The following is a 21,415-nucleotide window of genomic DNA, read 5'->3' as shown; positions in this document are numbered from 1 at the left end:
ATTAGCATCATTTGGAGGGGTAAAATGGATAAAGGCGAGAAGGGAAAAGTTCCATGCATACTATCAAATATCGAGAAATGTATGTGTTCTCTGTGCCCTGTCCAGGCTGACAGTAAATGTGCGCAGGATAAACTTGTAAGCTCGAAAAAAGCAATGGAACAAATGCCTGAGGGAGAAGTTCCAAATCCAGAGGATATTCCAGGAATATACTGTTCGACAGGCAAAGCAACTTGCGTGGATCTTAATCCTGATAAGCAATGCATATGTTATACCTGCGACGTCTGGAAAGGGTATGATCTTGGAGAAGGGAAACCATCTCAATACTTCTGCCAGAACGGCAGAGCAACTTAAGGTCTATCTGAAAAGGAGATTATCTGAAAAACATTCAAATCATGGTATTTTTTACATGTGCCAAGAAGTTGTATCATGAATTGCTTAAAACATTGATTTAACCCGCTTTCAGCAGGAAAATATCATATTTAATAATTTTTTCTGCTGAAAATTCAAAAACGGCATGATGTAAAGCCCAAAGACCTATGATTTTAAAGTATCCACGCCCATAGTACATCGCGACTATAAAAGTTAAAATGGAACACGTTACTTTTTAAAATGAATCAAATACAGTTCTGAAGTCTCTAAACATAGCCAGGCATCACATAAGCTGCCTGAAACCAGAGACCTATTCTCATACGACTTTTCCGGGTTCATACCTCCAGGGAATCTATGAAGAAGATATAGAAGAGTTTGTTTCTTTTGCAAAACGCTATTAATGGAAAATTTAGGAAATTATTTCATTCATACCTGAAACAGTAAAAACAGGGGAAAGCAATTGATTCGACTGAAAAGAATTTACGAACAACCATCAGGTCAGGATGGATTCAGGGTACTTGTGGACAAGCTTTGGCCCAGAGGGCTTCGCAAAAATGAAGTCAGGCTTGACCTATGGTTAAAGGAGATAGCTCCCAGTGACGAGCTTAGAAAATGGTTTTCCCATGATCCTGAAAAATGGGAAGAGTTTAGGAAACGCTATCTTGAAGAACTGGAGCTAAAGGAGGAGTATGTACAGAAACTCGTAGAAAAAGCGAAAGAAGCCGACCTGACCCTGCTCTATGCTGCAAAAAATGAAGATTTTAATAATGCCGCAGTTTTAAAGGGATATCTGGATTCCAGATTAAAGAGACATTGATTGTTGTAAACTGGATTACAAGAAAATCAGAACTTCAATTCAGGTTTATACTTACACAAAAGTTGGGGTTTTATGCATATGAATATAGAGAAAGTACCGCTAGATGTTCCGAAAACAGAAAGAGAATCATACCTGAAAAACTACATGGAGATTACTCGAGAAAGTGGGAAACTAATGCTATTTGCAGGAGACCAGAAAGTAGAACATTAAATGATGATTTTTATGGAGAAGGAGTACCCGAAGACGATGCTAATCCAGAACATCTTTTCTAAATCGCATCAAAAGCAAAGATCGGGGTTTTTGCAACTCAGCTCGGGTTAATTGCACGCTATGGTATAAACCACAGAAACGTGCCCTATCTCGTGAAAATAAATTCGAAGACCAATCTCGTAAAAACTTCTCAGGCCGATCCTTTCAGTAATGTCTGGCATGATGTGGATCAGGTAGTCAAATTTAAGGAGAACAGTGGGCTCAAGATCCTTGGAGTAGGTTATACTATATACCTTGGTAGTGAGTTCGAAGCCGAGATGCTCGTGCAGGCTGCCCAGGTAGTTTACGCTGCCCATCAACACGGAATGATCTCTGTACTCTGGCTCTATCCGCGCGGTACTGCTGTGAAAGATGAAAAAGACCCCCACTTAATTGCCGGCGCAACGGGAGTTGGAGCCTGCCTTGGCACGGACTTTGCAAAGGTTAACTATCCAGAAAAGGAAGGAGTAGACTCTGCTGAGGCTTTTAAGGAAGCCATTAAAGCAGCAGGACGTACTAAAGTCATCTGCGCAGGTGGTGCCAGTGACGAAGTTGATGACTTCTTGAAAAAGCTTCATGACCAGATCCACATCTCCGGAGCAATGGGAAGTGCAACAGGAAGAAACATTCCCCAGAAACCCCTTGATGAAGCCATACATATGTGTAATGCTATCTATGCTGTAACCATCGAGGATGCAACCGTTGAAGAAGCCCTGAGGATCTACAAAGGAAAATAAAAGAAAAAAGAGGCCTGAAATCCAAAAAATGTGAGTAACTCTTAGTTTGAGGTAACTCTAAGTTTGAGAACTGAAGACCATTTGTGCCTATGGTTTTAATACCTTGTTTTAATACCTTCTTTATTCCATTAAATACTCTATTAAACACTATCTATTAGTTTGGAGGAAGTTTATTTGAGAGTAGAGAGCTTCTCTGCTCTTGTCATCATATTCAGACCTTCCTGTATAAGTTCCTCTGCTCTTTTCTGATTTTTTGCTTCGGCAAAGATCCGGAAGATTGGTTCTGTGCCAGATGGACGCATAAGGACCCAGCCGTCATCGTACCAGATTTTTACCCCGTCGGTTGTGTCTATTTTGTATCCAAGTCCTGAGGCCTCGTTTCTCACAATTTCCATAGTAGCATGCGTATTTTTAGCAGGCACTTTAGTCTTTTCGTTAAAGTAGTTAGGTACACTCTTCTCAAGCTCGGAAAGCTTTTTCCCTCCAGCCAGGATTTCAAGAACCTTGGCACAGCCCATTGCTCCGTCTCTACAGTATTGATGTTTGGGGAAGATAAGTCCCCCATTTCCTTCGCCTCCGAAGACTGCGTTTACTTCCATCACCTTTCGGGCAACATTTATGGAACCAACCGCTGTCCAGTATAGTTTGATGCCTGCCTCCTTTGCAACATCGACCATACGCTGAGAAGAACTTACAGGAGTCACTAAAGGACCCTTTTCATGTTCAACTATATATTTTGCCATCATGGCAAGCAGAACATCATCATTTACGAATTGCCCATTTTCGTCCACAAACACTACTCTATCCGCATCCCCATCGTGAGCTACTCCCAGATCAGCGCCTGTCATTTTTACAAGACTAGTAAGTTCGGTCAGGGATTCAGGTAAGGGTTCGGGATTTCTCCAAGGGAAAGTCCCATCGAGCTGGGCTTCAAGGGTCAAGACCTGGCAGCCCAGTTCCCTGAGAAGGAAAGGAAGAGTAAGGGAACCTGCACCGCAGCCTGTGTCTGCAACTACCTTAAATCTATGGCTACGTATGGCTTCGGCATTTACTGACTTAATAATATTTCTTACGTAATATTCATTGACTCCGGGATCTATTCTGAAGCTGCCCGTTTTTTCCCAAGGTGCAATGGCATATTTTCCCGAGTGATATATCTTCTCAATGTCTTTTTCTGCGTCCCTGGAAAATTCTGAGCCATCCCCTGCAATAAATTTGATTCCATTATATTGTCTGGGGTTATGGGATGCGGTTACAATGATCCCGGCATCGGCAAAGTAGCGTACATAATACAAGATAGAAGGAGTAGGGACTGTCCCTACATCAATCACACTCAGGCCTGTCGAAAGAGCCCCGGCAATTGCGGCAGACTTTAGCATCTGGCCTGAAATTCGGGTATCACATCCTATGGCAATAGTGCCTTTCGATCTCATGTATGTACCAAGGCATCTGGCTAAATTGACCGCTAGCTCAGGAGTTATATATTCATTGGCGATACCACGTACGCCGTTAGTTCCGAATAGTGCCATTTAAGGTCTCCCCATAAGGTTTAAGTGTAAATATACTATTCTGGCAGGTTAATCTTTATTAGATGAATTTTTGTATGTCTTGTAGAAATCCACAAGTTAGATTTTCTATGTGTTTTATAACCATTATATTATAAAATAGCTCTTTATATTCTTCAAGTAAAAATCGATTTAGGAAAGACTCTTATAATTAAAAACAGAGCTTTTTATATTGAGCTAAAATCAGGTTTTTTATATTGAGCTAAAATCTGGCTTTTTATATTGAGCTGACTGGTGAAGTCAAGATTCGAAATGCTGTTAATTAAAACATTGAGCTAAAAAAGAGGTAAAGACTTACTTTCTATGTCATCTTTTCTAATTTTACTGCAATTTTGCACTTTTGCCTGCTATAATTTTTTTCGATTTTTCGCATTAAGGTGGTATAATGTATATTTTAGAAAGCAAGAGGTATATCTGATAATAAAAATCATGTTGTACAATGGGAATTCTATTTTACAGTAAAATGTATATTGTCGAAAGTCCAAGGTATATACAAAACCTTTAACAAAAAGTTAAATTGTATAACAAATTTTATTGGGATTTTTGAAATATATTCTCAGAGAAATGGGGGGACAAATAACTTGCTGGATAGCGAAGTAAGAAATCTCAGGCATCCTGCCGAAATACCTCTTTTTGTTATCTGTCTGCTGATCAGTATTTTCATTTATGTCACACTAATGACAGTTCCGCTTTTGTATCCCGAGGAACTTGGGCTTGAATATATACTGGTAGTCCCGGCAGCAATTGCTTTTCTTTCATTTGTTTCCGGACAGACCTACGGAGGAATGATGGCGAATGCAGTCAAGCTTTCTGAAAAGCAGTTTCCTGAACTCTACGGAATTATAAAACGTCTTTCTTCTGAACTGAACTTTAGAGAAGTTCCGGATGCCTTTTTAATTCAGGAAGGCGGGCTATTAAATGCGTTTGCTACCCGGCTGTACTTTCGAAAAAATTATGTAGTTTTTTATGCGGATATAGTTGAGGTCGCATACCGGGAAGCAGACTTTGATTCGCTTGAGTTCATTGTTGCTCACGAACTAGCTCACATAAAAGCAGGCCATGTGACCCTGCTCTATAATCTTGCTATCTTTCCAATTGCTTTTGTGCCTGTCCTCAAGAACTTTTTATGGACTGCTCTGAGCCGGGCAAGGGAATATACTTCGGACAGAATTGCAATTCGGCTAGCTCCTTCGGGCAAAAAAGGGCTCATAGTTCTTTCTGCAGGCGAGCATCTTTACAAGGTTGTTGATTACGAGGAATATCTTGAAACTGCAATAAGTCCTGAAGGTTTCTGGATCTGGTCTACCAATTTGCTTTCAACGCATCCTGCATTGCTCAGAAGGGTTAGAGCCATTAATGAAGACAGGCCTGGAAGGATTTTTTAAATGATAAGTTTAAAAAATCTGGCTGGAATAAAGTTAGAAAGTTTTGCTCATTCTCAGATTGAAATAGACGCAAGGCTTAAATTAGGTTGTGGAAAAATTCCAGATCTGTCGACAGCCGTCAGAAATTGCAAGGAAAAATTAGTCACTCAACGAAAAAACGAGCGGATAAAACTATAGAAACGAGTGAATAAGCCGAATAAACATGTAAATGTATAAATTTTTCCAAAGATTATAAATAACTTTATGTTATAATCCAACCAATACCTTCAAAATGTCATATCTACTTGAGATCGCAATCGTCCTTGTTTTGATCGCACTCAATGGCATATTTTCCATGTCAGAATTTGCCCTTGTATCTGCCAAAAAAACCCGCCTGAAGCAACGGGAGGAAGAAGGAGATACAAGGGCAGCCGTTGCGCTTAAGCTTGCTAACGAACCCACTCCGTTTCTCTCAACGATCCAGATAGGAATTACTCTTGTGGGGATCTTTGCAGGTGCATTCGGCGGAGCTACGGTATCAGAAGAGTTTGCAGCTTACCTTGGAAAATTTCCTGCCCTTTCTCCGTACAGTAACGCGATAAGCATTACTCTTGTAGTACTCTTAATTACCTATCTGACCTTAATTTTCGGAGAACTTGTCCCAAAAAGGCTTGCACTCAATAATGCAGAATCAATTGCCTCCAGCATCGCAAAACCTATGTTCTATCTTTCTATGGTTGCAAGGCCGCTTGTGGTAATTCTCAGCAGTTCTACCGAAGCTGTACTCAAGGTCATGAAAGTCAGAGAGACTGCTGAACCTCCGGTAACAGAAGAAGAAATTAAGATTATGTTTGAGGAAGGAGCAAGGGCTGGAGTGTTTGAGAAAGCCGAATTAAGCATGATAGAAGGCGTGCTTGAGATCGGCGACCGTCGAATTGATTCCCTGATGACGCATCGCACTGATCTAATTACGCTTGACCTCGAAGATCCTACCAATGAAAATCTGCGGAAGATGATCGAAAGCGGCCGATCCAATTTTCCGGTATACGAGGGGGATCTGGACAATATTATCGGGATGATATCCGTAAAAAAAGTCCTTGAGAAGTCTGTGGAAAGTGGTACTGTTAATCTCAAAGAACTTGTTACAAAACCGCTCTTTGTACCTGAAAGCGCCTCAGTCCTGAGGCTTCTCGAGTCGTTCAAGGAAACCGGAGTGCATATTGCCCTTATAACTGATGAATACGGGAGTATTCAGGGTGTAATAACCCTTCATGACATCCTTGAAGCGATTGTGGGGGAGATCCGTTCCCTCGGCGAGCCCGTGGAGGCACAGATTAATGTTCGGGAAGATGGCTCCTGGTTGGTCGATGGGGATACACCCATTGAGAAGCTTAAAGATGTCCTTTCTGTTGATTCTTTTCCAGGGGAGGATCTGGGGTATTACAGGACCATCGCAGGGCTGATCATTTTTATCCTGCAGCGAATTCCAGCAACCGGAGATCATATCGTTCTAGGAGAACTGAGGTATGAGGTTGTAGATATGGATGGCAATCGAATAGATAAAGTACTGGTAACGCCAGTTTCTCCGGCTCCTCAAGGCTAAGTACCTGTCCTTTACGGTCCGGAAGATGCGGGTTTAGATAATAAAAACGAAAAGGCCAAACATTCCGTAAATTAAAAAGGAATTAAGAGAATTTCGATAAATCATAATCATATCTCAGGAAATGAAGGATTTATCAAGATTTAAATGTCTTAAATTCTAAATCCTGATTTTTAACAGGCTTTAATCGTGTATTAAGGCTTTTAAATGGTTTATTTGTTGCAGATGGTTTTTTTCAGAGCTATCCCTGTAGTTTCTTACACAGTCTGTTAAAATCTCAAAGCAATTAGGAATAAAAGCTGACACTGGTTAGCAAGGCTAAAGAAGAAACGGTTAGTTAATCCTGATAAAACTGGCAATGTAGCAATTGAACTGTTGACTATTCCACCAGAAGGAATGACGGTTCATCTGAAAGAATATGGCTTCATTAAGGTATTTTGGATAGTTTCCAAAGATGGAGACACACAATACTGGGTTACGGATGTCTATGAATTAGATTAAAGAGTAAAAAACTAGAAAGTCGCCTCCAAAGCAGACAAATGCGTAAGTCCTAGAACTAAAGGAAGACCATTATGAAATTTTGGGAAATAATTATTGAGTAAAAGAGTTCTTAGATCTGAAAAATCTCAAGGTTTCCTGAGATATCTCGAGTCTATCTGGAAAATTTCAAATTTAACTGTTTAGATAATTATTTATTTTCTGACTAAAATTCTACATTATGAGCTGGTACGCAATAGATGCAGCAAACAGAGCTCTCTCAAGAACAAGAGAAGCTCTTCTTGAACCTTTTGACTTCTGGAAATGGGCAAAACTCGCAATCATCATTTTTCTGTTAGGCGGGGTTTCGAATTATGGAAATTCGAGCAGCTACAATATAGGTTCAGAAGACTTAGAAAACAATTTTCCGTTTATTGAACCTGGCAAGATACCTAATCTTCCTTTTGGCATGCATGATACTGCTTTCAGTTATATCTATCCGGTGCCACACCTGGCAACTGTAGTCGCAGTAATAGTTTTCCTTCTTCTCCTGGCTTTGATTTTGTCGTATATTTCCAGTGTTATGGAATTTGTTTTTGTAGAATCCCTTGTACGAAACGAAGTAAAATTCTGGGCTTATTCACGAAGGTTTCTGGGAAAAGGATTCTATCTCCTGCTCGTGCGTTTAGCTTTCGGGCTGGTGTTTCTCGTGCTTTTCGGAATAGCCATGCTTCCTCTTATACCCCTTATTCGTGAAGTACCCTCAGACTTTTCCTTGCCTGCCAGTCTTGGAGGAATTCTCTGGATTACCGGTGTAATTATTGCTCTAATTCTACTTGCAGTTGCAATAAATTCCCTTTTAAACCTTGCAATTCCGCTTTCTATTTATCGGAATAAAGGAATTCTTTCGGCTTTCAAGCTTGTTTTCGGGAATTTCAGGAAAAGCTGGCAGGAAGTGGTGGTTTACTGGTTTATCAGGTTTGTGCTCGATATAGGAATAGCCATTCTCGCAATTTTCCTTCTTGGGCTTATGATGCTGGTTTTAGGGCTTGCTTTCCTTATTTTTGACGGGATTCTGTACTTCCTCTTTTCGTCCCTGGTATCTGACCCTCTTAGCTGGATACTCCTGATCCCATTTATCGTTATAGAACTGATCTTGGTCCTGGGAACCCTGCTTTTCCTTAGTGTACCCCTTGCCGTTTTCATGAAATACCACCTGTTGAGTTTTCTTGAAGCCTGGTACGCGGATGCAGAAATTCCCTTCTTTGATGCTCCTGTCATGGAACCTGAAGCCGGGTTTGACGAAACTGAACTGAATTTTTGAACTAAGAGAGAATTCAGGATATTGAGCCGATTTTTTGAGCTAAAAGGGAAATTCAGGGTTCTGAGCTTGCCTGACCTGGATAGAAAGCTAAGGGCTCTGAATTGCCATATGAGCCGATTTTTTGGATATTCAGGTCAGCTTTAAAGTAAACTTTAACAGCTGGCATACTTTAACTCCCGAATAAAGAAACTGTGTTCAGAAGCCCTGTTTTTTTAAATATAATATACTGCATGAAACTAACTATATACTGTAAATTGTTTCTCTGGATTTCATCCGGAAAAGTAAAGATTGGGAGTTGAGAATAATGAAGCAGGAGTTCATTGAGAAATATTATCTGGGTAAAGAAGTCGAAATTGATATTGGAGGAAATACCACATACAGGGGAATTGCAGCCGAGTGCAATGATGGGGTCCTCAGCCTTAAATGGACTATAAAAGAAGAAGGCTATACACATATAGATATAGAGAAAATCGCTGCAATGTGGAGAACTTCTAGAAGATAAAGGCAGTGCAAAATAAGTAAATAACTGTCTAAATAAATATATAAATAAATATTTAATAAATATTTAATAAATTTATAAATAAATATGTAAATAAACTGTTATGAATTAGAACTGCAGGCCTGACGTCTTCTGTGCCTGCATTTTTATGATCAATTTTTTACCGGGAAAATAGTATTCTCTTTTTGCACTGATCTTAACGTAGCCTTGATTCTTTTATTGCGAAGTAAAGCATCTTGATGCGATTTGAGTTTAAAACTGTTTTTAATTTTCAGTTTAAGAGCATCTATAAAGAAAAAAATTCTTGAGTAGTAAATTATTAATTATTGAGTCACTTAAAACAAGGAAAACTAGAAAGAACAAGCATATCAAAAAATTCTCCCCAGGTTTATGCACCTGAATCGAGAAAACAGTAGCACAAATTGTTGTTTTATTTTGTTTTTCAGGTGCATAAATCCTATCAGGAAAGATCCTTTAATGCATTAAAATCCGTACATAAGGATCTTGCTGTTTTTTAGCCCGACCGAGAACTAATTATAAATCACAGTCGGCTGCTTTATCTGTATAGATGACTGCAATAATTAACACTTGCAAGATTTACAGGTTTTTTTGCAAGTTTTGCAGGTCTTACAAGATTTACAGGTTTTGCAAGTCTTACAGGATTTACAGGTTTTGCAAGTCTTACAGGATTTACAGGCTTTATCCTTGACACAGCTCTTGCAGGCTTTATCCTTGACACAGCTCTTGCAGGCTTTATCCTTGACGACTTTATGATGGTTGTCGTAGGGGCATGCACTTACTGCTGCAGCTGTCACTGAAGCCACAAATAGGACTGCAAGTAAGATAGCCAGTCCTTTTCTCATCTTACCAAAAATCTGTTTATCCATTATTTTCAATCTCCAAAATTTCACTCAATTTTATACAATATTCAGATCATTGACTGGTCAATCCATTTTCCTCTATGTAGAGGCACTAGGTAGATTATTTTGTCAATTAATCTATTAATTTACCAACTACCAACAATAAACCAAGCTACTTTGCAAGGTTATGGTATTGGTAATTCTTTTTTCTATCTGGACTCACATTTGGATACAAAAACAAAGCACTTGGGGGCTATAGTAATTGTATTACCTAGATAGCTTATAGTTTTCTAGATAGCTTATAGTTTTAATACTACTGTCTTCTCAATTCAAATGAAAGTCCTTCTCGTTCTCATTGTCTTATTGGGCGTCTGCCGCTTGACGATTCTGAAATTAATTACCTTACATATAAGTTTACTTTTCCAGGTTTCAAAAATTTAATTAAGTTCTTTAACAAATAACCTTTATTAAGCTTTTAATCTCTTTAAGAACCTTTATACACGCTGTATATAGATTTTTATATATATCATGTGCCTATTTCTCTGAAAAATTGCGAATTAATGGCCTATCAAAAAAAGTTGATATTACCTTTTCAATTGAATGCCTTACTGCTCGCCCTCAATGCATGCACGTGTATATTCAGCGCAATTCGACTTTTTTCTCTGCTTTTGCTTCAAATTCTAATTTTTTATTTTCTGATTTTTTGCCCTAAAGTAAGAACATGCGTAAAACGGCATAGATTATGTACAAAAAAACTAAAGAAACGATTTTTCAGTTAATATCATAACAAAGCTTAAATTAAGTACAGTATTTACTGAATAAACTGATTGAGATAAAACAGATCCGTTTTTCTTTCGAGCAGGTGCAGGCTTGCTTCTAAAAATGGATATTACATCATACATTTGACTAAAATTTCATATATATAAACAGCCGATAGCGGAGTTCACAGTATTATATCGGTTAGCAATTTTGCTAGCATTTATCGCAGTTGCAAAGTAGAATTTGCACTGCTCGAACTTTCACTCTAGAATCTTTCATAAGGGAGACCCCTGTATGATAAAAGAAATCACTGCCAAGTATAATGCAGAGTATATCGAAAAAAAAGTAACGCAGCTCTGGGAAGATAGCGATGCTTATCGAAAAACCCGGGAGCACCGAAAGGCCGGGAAAAGGCTCTTTTTTGTTGACGGACCTCCGTATACGACCGGACATATCCACCTTGGGACTGCCTGGAACAAAGTAATCAAAGATTCCATTCTTCGCTATTACTCCATGAATAACCGCAACATTCTCGAGCGTCCGGGCTGGGACATGCACGGCCTGCCGATTGAAGTTAAAGTTGAAGGCTTGCTTGGCTTTAAGTCCAAAAAGGATATTGAGAGTTTTGGGGTAGAAAATTTTATTGAGAAGTGTAAGGAATTTGCCATCACCCAGAAGCAGGCAATGACCGAGCAGTTCCAGAGGCTTGGGGTCTGGCTTCAATGGGATGACCCCTATATGACCTTAAAAGATGACTACATTGAAGCTGCCTGGTGGACCCTTAAGCAGGCCAGTGAAAAAGACCTTCTGGACGTTGGCAAACGCTCAGTCAACTGGTGCCCGCGTTGTGAGACTGCAATTGCAGACTCCGAGGTTGAATACGCCGAGCGGACCGACCCTTCGATCTATGTGAAATTTAAGATCAAAGGCGAGGAAAATACTTTCATAGTCATCTGGACAACAACCCCCTGGACAATTCCCGCAAACGTGGCTGTAGCCGTACATCCGGGCTTTGAGTACTCTAAATTTAGGGCAATCAGGCAGGACGGCTCTGAAGAAATTTTGATTGCAGCTACCGACCTGATCGAGAATGTCCTTAAACAGGGCAGGTATGTTGACTACGAAGTGCTTGAGACCATGCTCGGGGAAGATCTCACAAAACTTGAGTACGAAAGCCCTGTTGGGGATCTGGTGCCTGTGCAGAACGAGATAAAGCATAGCGTTTATCTTGCCGATTACGTAACTGCAGAAAACACAGGCTGTGTACATATTGCCCCAGGGCACGGTATGGATGACTTTAACGTTGGCGTGAAGTATAAGCTTCCGATTCTCTGCCCTGTGGGCCCGAATGGTTCCTATACTGAAGAAGCCGGGGAATATGCGGGCAAAAACGTCAGGGAAGCAAACCCAATTGTCATTGAAGACTTGAAGAAGCGCAACAGGCTGCTTGCAGAAGGGACTGTCACGCACAGGTACGGGCACTGCTGGCGCTGCAAAACGCCTATTATCTATCTGGCAACCGAACAGTGGTTCCTCAAGGTTACAGATATAAAGGACAAAATGCTTGAGGCAATTGATGCCGTAGACTGGTACCCTGACTGGGCAGGTTCAGCCAGATTCAGAACCTGGGTTGAAGGCGCCAGGGACTGGTGTATTTCCAGGCAGCGTTACTGGGGAATTCCAATTCCGGTCTGGAAGTGCAAGAAATGCGGAAAGCTTGAAGTCATAGGGACCAAAGCCGAACTGCTGGAAAAATCGGGAGCAGGTAGCGATGTCGAACTTCACCGCCCCTACGTAGACAAAATAACTATTCCCTGTGAGTGCGGCGGAGAAAAAAAGCGAGTTGCGGACGTTTTCGATGTCTGGTTTGATTCGGCTGTCGCTTCCTGGGCTACTCTGAAGTTCCCGCAGACACGGGAGGAATTTGATGAATGGTGGCCTGCAGACTTTATTACTGAGGGGCATGACCAGACCAGGGGCTGGTTCTATTCTCAGCTAGGAGCTAGCATGGTAGGCTTTGGACGAGCTCCATACAAGAGTGTGCTCATGCACGGCTTTACGCTTGATGCAGGCGGGAAGAAAATGTCCAAAAGCCTTGGAAACGTGGTTTCCCCAATTGATATCATCGACAGGTATGGGGCTGACACCCTGCGTGCTTATGTGCTCTCCTCAAGCGCACCCTGGGATGACCTTAAGTTTAACCAGGAAGAAGTGGAAACCGTCCACCGTTCAATCAATATCCTCTGGAATGTTTTCAGGTTCCCGCTGCCTTATATGGCGCTCGATAATTTTGATCCGCTGAAGGTTAGCCTTGATTCCGTAAAAGACGCACTCAGGGAGGAAGACAAATGGATTCTCTCAAGAATTCAGTCCGTTGTTAAGGCCGTAGATGAAGCAATGAGCGGATACCTCTTGCATAAAGCTGTGCGTGAGATTCTGGAATTTACTCTGGAAGACCTTTCTCGCTGGTATATCCAGCTTATCCGGCCAAGGACCTGGACCGAAGCCGACGACCCTGATAAGCTTGCAGCTTATTGCGTGCTTTATGAAGTTTATGTAACCCTTACAAAATTAATCTCTCCTTTCATGCCCTACCTGGCTGAAGAGATGTACCAGAACCTTATCCGAAACGTAGACCCGAATGCACTGGAATCGGTCCATATGTGCGACTGGCCGAAGGTCAATGAAGCCTATCTTGATCCTGAGCTCGAAGCGGCTATGAATACTGCACGTTCTATTGTGGAAGCCGCCTCAAACGCCCGCCAGAAGGCAGGAAGAAAGCTCAGGTGGCCTGTTTCTCGAATAGTTGTTTCTCCTGAAAGTGAGGACGCAGCAAAGGCTGTCGAGAGATTGCGTTCAGTCCTTATGGACCAGACAAATTCCAAGGCAATTGTCCTGACGCGGGTTGCTGAGAGCTGGGATGAGCTCGGGCTTGAAGTAATTCCTGATCCGAGCAAAATCGGCCCTGTGTTTAAGAAGGATGCAGGAAAAGTCATCCCTGCCCTGCAGAAGATTGACGGTTTTGTTTTGAAAAAAGCCTTTGCCGAGACTGGCGAGTTTGAAATCTCCCTTGCAGACGGAACAACGGTTACAGTAACTCCGGGCATGGCAAACTTCAAAGAAACCCTTCCAGAAGGTACAGCAAGCGCAGAATCCGATGCCGGTCTTGTTTATGTGGATGCAAACCTGACTCCCGGACTGAAAGCTGAAGGGTATGCAAGAGAAGTAATTCGCAGGCTTCAGGACATGCGGAAGGAACTTGACCTTGTAGTGGACGAAAACATCCGCGCCTCCGTCCGGATCGAGGATGAAATAGTCCTGAAGCTTGTTGAAACCCTCAAGGACCTGATCGCAGAAGAGGTAAGAGCCGATATCCTTTACCTTGGCAGCGATATAGAAGTTCCCGGAGTCCTTGTAAAGGATTGGGATGTCGAAGGCATTGCCATGAAGATGGGTATTGCAAAGAAATAAACTCTTAAAAGGGTTAAAAGCCAGAGAAATTCAGAACTCAAATTGCAAACCGGAAAGGGAACTGATTCATATGGATTTTGCTACCTGGGAACCGATTTATGAACAAATCCTTGAGGATTTCGGGTTTGACCGAGCAGGTGATGAACAGGCAGCTATGTCCCTTTCCGGCATGCTGACAGAAGAAAACACTGTTAGCCTGTCTGAACTTAAAGCTATAATTTCCGAAAAGTCTGTCCTGGTCTGTGGAAATGCTCCAAGGCTCAGAAGAGACCTTTCAGAAATCGATTTTTCTGCCTTTACGATAATTGCGGCCGATGGAGCAGCCGCAGTTCTTATGGATATGGGCATCGTGCCTGAAGTCATCTGTACCGACCTTGACGGCAATTCTGAAGCTGATATTGAAAAAGAGATCCTTGCCTGTGAAAAGGGCTCAATAGTCCTTATTCACGCGCATGGGGATAATATCGATAAGCTTGAGAAATATGTACCTCGCTTTAGACGATTTATTGCAACTACCCAGGCAAGGCCTTTTGATAAAGTGTACAACTTCGGCGGATTCAGCGATGGAGACAGATGCTTTTTTGTAGCCAGGGAATTTGGAGCTAAAAAAGTTAGGCTGGCGGGTTTTGATTTCGAAGATAGCGATGTAAACCCGATTAAGAAAAAGAAATTGAAATGGGCAAAGAAGTTGATAGGGATTCAAGATTTTTAAAAATCAAATAATCTAAATAAAAAGTAATACAACTATTGTGAATTGACGAGTTATCCTCTTTTTATTCATAGGCTGGATCGAAAAACTTATCCTATTGATAAGTTGCCCTTTATATAGATATTTTACTCAGAACAAGAATGGTTTAGGTTATAGAGTTTAAAAATAAAAAGAGTTGTACAACTTTTTCAACAAAATTAACACATTTTAAGGCTTTAAATCAAATTTAGCCAGGAAATATGGCTTATAGAGATTATTGAAACAATATTTTTTGGCTGAATATTCAATTACAGATTTTTATTCCTGATTTATTGAGAGCTTTTATAGAACTAGAAATTGTTGAATAAATTCAAAAGTAAACTTGTTTTATTGACAGAGGGTTTGTTCATTTTCATAAAGACTATTTATATTAAGAAACAGTTATTCTAGGTCTTTTATATAATTTATAATTCTATGTTTAATTGTACTTTCATGGCAGAATTATTCCTCTCTAAACGGAAGTGAGTAACTCTAATAATTTCTAAAAAAGTTGCCATGAAAGTATGAATTAGGGGTGGTGAAGAAGTTAGATTCGAGCGTTTAATTCTCTAATCTAAAAAGTCCACCTATATAGGATCTGAAAAGTATAAATTACATAGCAAAATCTTGGAGGTAAATNNGGCTGGGGTGGCTGCGGCTGGGGCGGCTGGCGTAGGCGCCGTTGCGGCTGGGGCGGCTGTGGCTGGGGCGGCGACTGGTGGTAAGAATAGTCGCCAAGTCAATTGCTGAGCTCAAGAACTATTTAACACATTTTGGAGGTAAATATAATGTGGTTTGGAGACTGCGGCTGGGGTGGCTGCGGCTGGGGCGGCGGCTGGCGTCGCTGGGGCCGTGGCGGCTGTGGCTGGGGCGATTGCGACTGGTGGTAAGAATAATCGCCAAGTCAATTGCTGAGCCTATGAAATGTTAAGTATGGATGAATAAAAATAGCCGTCAATTCAAAACAGGAAAATAACTTCTGATTGACTGTTTTGAATTGATGGTCATGTATTTATTACCTTTAGGTTAGTAACTCTAAGCTTTATGTGTTTGAAAGCGAAGGTTTTCTATTCAAGCTGATTAAATCAAAAATTCACTATTTATAAGAATATTTAAATTTAGGAATAATCTACTTTTTTATAAATATCTACAAGTGAAAAAGTCTAAAAACAGAATAAGTAATACTCTTTTCTTTTACCAAATGCATATGTTTTGAGCCCCCAAATTGATTATAATTAGATAATATAGTATATCTATACCATTGGGGTTTTATTTTTGCATAAATATTAAATTGCAGATTATAAGTTCTGATTTGTCTAGATATCTAAAAACTTAAACATTATATATTAAATATAAAACTAAACATGATTTCTCAGCACATGGTTTCTCAGCTTTTTCAATGACTATTTAATGTTAAGAATATATTATTCTATTTGATTTATATAATTTACAATTATATTATTGATTGTACTTTCTGGCAATTAAAGTTAAACCTGCTTCTTATTAAGTGAAGATAGGTTACAACGTGATTGTCAGGAGTAATAATAGAGTTGGGGAGTCGATATAAATTTTGATTCGAGAAATAAACTCTCGAATCTTAAAAATATATCTCCCTTAAGTATATAAAATGAATACAAAAATAAATAAAAAAATACAAGAATGAAAAATTAAGTATAAATATATAGTAAATAAGGAGGTAAATAGTATGGGTGGAGGATTTGGATTATTTGGAAGAGGAAGATTTGATGGTTGTGGCGGCTGCGGAGGCGGCTGTGGTGACGGCTGGTGGGGCGGCCGCGGCTGCGGAAGGGAGCGCGAGGCTTGCTGCGTAACAGCAGTCCGTGCCTGTAAGATTAAAGGCGACGGCTTTGACGGCTTTGACGGCTGGTTCTAAGCAGTTGTTTAAGTAGCTCTCTCTTAATGGCTGACCGCTGACTAATCGAACCATGGATTAAATAGATAAATATAAAACGTAAAACCAATGATGGCTCATTCATACAGCCCTTTGCCGGATTATAAAAGCGGGAGAACCTTGATTGCATCAGAATCTTAAAATATATTCTAAGGTCTCTCCTGTAATTAACCGACATCCATTAAAAAGGAAAAATGAATGAGCCCATTTCATTTTATTCATCCAGCACTAACGCAGTTTAATTGAAGAATCAGTCGCATAGGAATTTAAACGATATTTCTGAAAATTTTTACAGATCTGAAAACAGATCTGCATTTACTTTGTTTTTCCATGAGCTATCCTGACTTTTCATAGTATTTGATGACTAAGTATATACTAGAGCCTCATCTGGTTACTTGAATTATAGCTTCAGATTTGTTCTTTTTAGTTCAGTTTTGGAAGTAGTTTTATTTAATCGAAAATTAAGTGTTTAGAAGAAGTAGTCAACTTTATGAATAACTTACTTCTGAATAAAAACGTTAGAGTATTAAAGTTCAAAAATCAGATGAGTAATACTATTTTTGTTTGCTAAATGCATATGTATTAAGCCTCTAAAAAGCTTATAATTAAAGAATATGCCTTATCTATGTCATAGAACCTTTATTTTTGCATAAATATTGAATTGAAGACTTGAACTCCGGTTTTTATATATATTTAAGGAATAAAAATTCGTAAATTAAACGTAAAATTAAACACGTTTTACGGAGCATGATTTCCCAGGTTTTTCAATGACTATTTAATATTAAGGATATATTATTCTATTATGCTTATATAATTTTCAATTATATTATTAATTGTATTTCCTGACAACTGAAGTTAAATCTGCTTCTCTTTAAGCGAAGACAGACCAAAATGCGATTGTCAGGAATAACAACAGAGTGGGGAGTCAATATAAGATTTGATTGGAGAAATTCACTCGAATCTTAAAAATATATTTGCTCCGATGTGTAAATAATTATAAAAAACACTTAACTACACAATAAAAACTAAACCTAAAAAATATAGTAAATCTGGAGGTAGACATATGGGAGGATTTCCATTCTTTAGAAACAAGTTCGATGGTTGCGGCGGCTGCGGCTTTGGTGGTTTCTTTGGCGGCTTTGATGGCTGTGGTTGTGGCTGTGGCTTCGAACGTGGATGTGGATGCAAAAGAGAGCGTGAGGCTTGCTGCGTAACAGCAGTTCGTGTCTGTAAGATTAAAGGCGAAGGCTTCAGAGACGGCTGGTGGTAAAGAGCAATTGCTCCGCCAGTGATCTCGATCGTCTGACTAATCAACCACGGATTAAATAGATAGATATAAAGCGTAAAACCGATAGTGGGCTCATTTGTACACTCCTCAGCCGGGATACAGAAGCAGGAGAACCTTAATTGCATCAGAACCCTGAGATGTATTGAAAGGTCTCTCCTGTAATTAACCGGCAGTACCCAGAAAGGACTAGCAAATAAGCCCCATCTCATTTTATTCATTCAGAACTGGCATAATTTAATTGAAAAATCAGTCACATAGGAATTCAAATGATTTAAGTCTGGGCACTTATAACATATCCTAAAACAGAATTTTCAGGTATGATATCTCTTCGATCTTAGTCTTAGAAGTGCTTTATTACAAGAATCTTTCGAATTAAAGAACCTTTCTGCTACTTTTTTCTGCCACGTTTTTACTTTAAATTCGTCATAATCTACTTCCATCATCCTCATTCATTTCTTTTTCTTCTGGGTTCCTATTTGCTGAAATATCGGGTTTTATTTTCTATCCGGACCTACAGCATGTAATTATTATACATGGCCTTCAGGTCCTCTTCTCTCTGGCTGGCCTTCGGTTCCGTTGCAAAAATATTGTGTTGGATCATGCCCGAAGGTTTATTCTCTAGTTGGCGTAAATTACGAAAAAAGAGATTAGTATTGTATTAGTATTGTTATACATTTTACTGTTATTGAGCCTGCAATCTTATTTCTACGTTTAAGTAGATAACTAAAAGGAAAATAGCCATCGATTCTGAGTTCAGGATTGCACGTCCTCTAAGTCAAAAACGATGACTATTTTTTGGAATACACCATTTTTGGAGAGATTATTTTTTCATCAGGATTGAAGGCAAATATTTTTGAAGCAAATTTGAAGCAAATATAAGATTTTGTTTAATGTTTTCCAAAGAGATTATTGAAATCAAAGACAAACATATTAACATTTTTTGCGATGACGTATATATTTATTACAAATGGAAACATGTCTTTTCACTCCCTAAAATGTCTTTTCACTCCCTAAATAAAATACCATTTTTGGGGTTCCCTTATTGCGTGAATAAAGGAATATTTACACAGTGTGTGTCGATACCAAATTATTAATTGCCCATCCTCTAAGTCAAAAACGATGACTATTTTTTGGGAATACACCATTTTTTGGAGAGATTATTTTTTCATTAGGATTGGAGGCAAATATTTTTGAAGCAAATTTGAAGCAAATATAAGATTTTGTTTAATGTTTTCCAAAGAGATTATTGAAATCAAAGATAAACATATTAACATTTTTTGCGATGACATATATATTTATTACAAATGGAAACATGTCTTTTCACTCCCTAAAATGTCTTTTCACTCCCTAAATAAAATACCGTTTATGGGGTTCCCTTATTGCGTGAATAATGGAATATTTGCATAGTGTGTGCCGATATCGAATTATTAATTGCCCGTCCTCTCAGCAGTCACAGCCGCAGTAGAAGAACTGGTTCACTGTACAAACATATTTGAAACCCATTGCCTTAAAGCACATCGGTTCTTTCCCCCTATTTTAATGGTCACTCAAATTAGCTTTGAGCAAATATACATATGCGTTTAATTGATATAAATCATATAGAATAAATTTTACTTACAACTAAGTAGTCTTATAAAATCCAAGGGAATTAATCAGGGAAACATAGTCGCACTTCTGCATTTGTTTTACTTCTATTATCTTTAATTAAATCAAAAAGATTATTATTTTTCCATAAACATAACTGGGTATTTAGTCGAAATCTGCCGATTTGGGAGATTATTTTATATTCTGCTTTTTATCTATTTTGAAGTTTTTTAGCCCGAACCTTTCAACTAATTACTTTAATGACTTCCTTTTATTATAATTACTCAAGTACAAGAGAAATCTTTAGTATTTTTTTACTTTTTTTATTTAATTTTAATTCTAATTTTAATCTGGCTTTCCGCAGATCTACACTCAAAAGTGAGTCTTTTTAATTTTTTCTGGTTTCTCTCCAATTTAAAAAGAACAATTGAATTTCATCCAAATTCATTAAACCTCTTCCTTATTTGGGATAAATTGACCCACTCATATCTGTTATTTTTGTGCAAACCTCAAATTTTTGCCAGAATTATTCGAAAGCTACCGCTTTAAAATTGCAGATTTGGATTGAAAGTTTCCATTCACTCTTTATTTATCCATGATGGAATCTTGCCCTCATCAAGGGTGAGAATCCTGCCCATTTTCCAGTTCGGAAGCACCGTTTGTTGAAATAAGCAAACAAATTGTAACAAAAATTAGTTAAACCACTATCAGTTTTGAATGACCTCGCTTTATCTACGATGTCTCCTACCAAAGAAAATATCTGTTCCATTGTATTATCTGTCTCAGGCGTAAAACCTTTTTTCAAGAAGCTCACATTCTTCTTGAAAATCTCTTTTGCATAAGAAATCGTTTTATGAGACGCTTTTGAAAGTTCCAGAACATAGTCCAATTTTAGTATCTTTTGAAAACATACAACAGCACTGATGACTATATCAGAGCGTGTTAATTGACATATCTCATTGTACACAAGCTCATCATTATATGGAATATTTTTTATCAATTCGAATTCATCACTGTATCTCTTGCTAACATATTTTAATTGATGAAACACACAAAAAGAATGAGTTACCCGGGGGAAGACACTTTTTACAGCCCCAATGATTGCTTTATATTCATCAGAATCTATCTTTTTAATTTTGCCTTCTGGAAATCGGTTCATTATTCTTTTGAATTAGTGGGAGTTCACATTTAATTTAGAACCACAAAAATCACAATGAGTAGGGGATATTGTAGAGAACAGAGAATGATAGCTGTTTTCAACCAATACCTTCGGCGAAGGAATTAAGATATTGCCTTCAAATATCGTTTTTATCATTGACTTATCTATTGATTTGTTTCCTTATCCCATTAATATAGAATTTATTTCAATGAAATTAATATTTTATTGTCTTGCATAATTTGAGTAAAAATATGAAGACCAGAAAATAATAAAAAGTCTCAAAATTTAAGTAGAAACATTTGGAACAAAAGTGGAGTGATATAATTATAAAAATTATAAAATATATCGACAAATATATTTGGGTAATTATATCCCAATTTGTAAATTTAAGTATTTTAAGCGCTTTTTTAATATAAATTTAATATGGGCGTATTTTCAAGTTTCCTAATCAAAATTGCTCCAATTTTATACTACTGTTTAATAATTAGTAGAATATATTCTTCCTACTTTATATAAATTAAAATCATATATGTATATGTCTCATAGGCGAATAAATATTAAGAGCTTAATCTTAATATTAATATAAGCTTCTAATGTATAATCGTTTTTGAGAATAAGCTAAGCAGGGGGGAAAGCAAGAATGTGTGATGGTTC

At 38.6% G+C, this 21,415-nt stretch carries 13 protein-coding genes and 1 pseudogene; 11 read left to right on the top strand and 3 right to left on the bottom strand.

Annotated features, from left to right (window positions below):
* Positions 1-24: 24 nt before the first annotated feature.
* The 3 genes and pseudogenes from BP621_RS05910 to BP621_RS05900 all read left to right on the top strand — a co-directional run bounded on the left by BP621_RS05910 (position 25) and on the right by BP621_RS05900 (position 2,172).
* Positions 25-351, top strand: coding sequence for a DUF2769 domain-containing protein (locus BP621_RS05910; protein WP_292388487.1), 327 nt, complete (start codon positions 25-27; stop codon positions 349-351).
* Between the two features lie 478 nt (positions 352-829).
* Entirely contained in the window at positions 830-1,186 is a 357-nt protein-coding gene (locus tag BP621_RS05905) for a DUF488 domain-containing protein (RefSeq protein ID WP_292388486.1), read from the top strand.
* Between the two features lie 72 nt (positions 1,187-1,258).
* Positions 1,259-2,172 (top strand): annotated as a pseudogene (locus BP621_RS05900) (aldolase).
* Between the two features lie 170 nt (positions 2,173-2,342).
* Here BP621_RS05900 and glmM read toward each other — a convergent pair.
* Entirely contained in the window at positions 2,343-3,701 is a 1,359-nt protein-coding gene (gene glmM, locus BP621_RS05895; RefSeq protein WP_292388485.1) for a phosphoglucosamine mutase, read from the bottom strand.
* A gap of 617 nt (positions 3,702-4,318) precedes the next feature.
* On the opposite strand from glmM, the gene BP621_RS05890 reads away from it, so the two are divergent.
* From BP621_RS05890 to BP621_RS05875, 4 genes are all read left to right on the top strand, one after another.
* On the top strand, positions 4,319-5,122 hold the full coding sequence (locus BP621_RS05890; RefSeq protein WP_292388484.1) for a M48 family metallopeptidase: 804 nt from the start codon (positions 4,319-4,321) through the stop codon (positions 5,120-5,122).
* A gap of 271 nt (positions 5,123-5,393) precedes the next feature.
* On the top strand, positions 5,394-6,704 hold the full coding sequence (locus tag BP621_RS05885; protein WP_292388483.1) for a hemolysin family protein: 1,311 nt from the start codon (positions 5,394-5,396) through the stop codon (positions 6,702-6,704).
* Between the two features lie 715 nt (positions 6,705-7,419).
* Positions 7,420-8,502 (top strand): DUF7544 domain-containing protein, encoded by a 1,083-nt coding sequence (locus tag BP621_RS05880; protein WP_292388482.1) that lies wholly within the window; start codon positions 7,420-7,422, stop codon positions 8,500-8,502.
* Positions 8,503-8,806: 304 nt separating this feature from the next.
* Positions 8,807-9,004, top strand: coding sequence for an MM0924 family protein (locus BP621_RS05875; RefSeq protein WP_292388481.1), 198 nt, complete (start codon positions 8,807-8,809; stop codon positions 9,002-9,004).
* A 553-nt stretch (positions 9,005-9,557) separates the two neighbouring features.
* On the opposite strand, the gene BP621_RS05870 is transcribed toward BP621_RS05875, so the two are convergent.
* On the bottom strand, positions 9,558-9,797 hold the full coding sequence (locus tag BP621_RS05870) for a hypothetical protein (RefSeq protein ID WP_292388480.1): 240 nt from the start codon (positions 9,795-9,797) through the stop codon (positions 9,558-9,560).
* Positions 9,798-10,914: 1,117 nt separating this feature from the next.
* Here BP621_RS05870 and ileS point away from each other — a divergent pair.
* The 4 genes from ileS to BP621_RS05850 all read left to right on the top strand — a co-directional run bounded on the left by ileS (position 10,915) and on the right by BP621_RS05850 (position 18,000).
* Entirely contained in the window at positions 10,915-14,091 is a 3,177-nt protein-coding gene (gene ileS, locus BP621_RS05865) for an isoleucine--tRNA ligase (protein WP_292388479.1), read from the top strand.
* A 70-nt stretch (positions 14,092-14,161) separates the two neighbouring features.
* Positions 14,162-14,803 (top strand): 6-hydroxymethylpterin diphosphokinase MptE-like protein, encoded by a 642-nt coding sequence (locus BP621_RS05860; RefSeq protein WP_292388493.1) that lies wholly within the window; start codon positions 14,162-14,164, stop codon positions 14,801-14,803.
* Between the two features lie 1,720 nt (positions 14,804-16,523).
* A complete protein-coding gene (locus BP621_RS05855; RefSeq protein ID WP_292388478.1) occupies positions 16,524-16,712 on the top strand; it encodes a hypothetical protein in 189 nt (62 codons plus the stop codon).
* A 1,081-nt stretch (positions 16,713-17,793) separates the two neighbouring features.
* Positions 17,794-18,000 (top strand): hypothetical protein, encoded by a 207-nt coding sequence (locus tag BP621_RS05850; RefSeq protein WP_292388477.1) that lies wholly within the window; start codon positions 17,794-17,796, stop codon positions 17,998-18,000.
* A gap of 2,191 nt (positions 18,001-20,191) precedes the next feature.
* Here BP621_RS05850 and BP621_RS05845 read toward each other — a convergent pair.
* Complete coding sequence (locus tag BP621_RS05845) at positions 20,192-20,761, bottom strand: hypothetical protein (RefSeq protein ID WP_292388476.1); 570 nt, start codon at positions 20,759-20,761, stop codon at positions 20,192-20,194.
* Positions 20,762-21,415 lie beyond the last annotated feature (654 nt).

The organism is Methanosarcina sp. UBA5, from assembly GCF_002505485.1.
In the GTDB taxonomy this organism is placed as follows: domain Archaea; phylum Halobacteriota; class Methanosarcinia; order Methanosarcinales; family Methanosarcinaceae; genus Methanosarcina.
The sequence above is the reverse complement of the archived record's forward strand: the minus strand, read 5'-3'. Positions and strand labels throughout refer to the sequence as shown.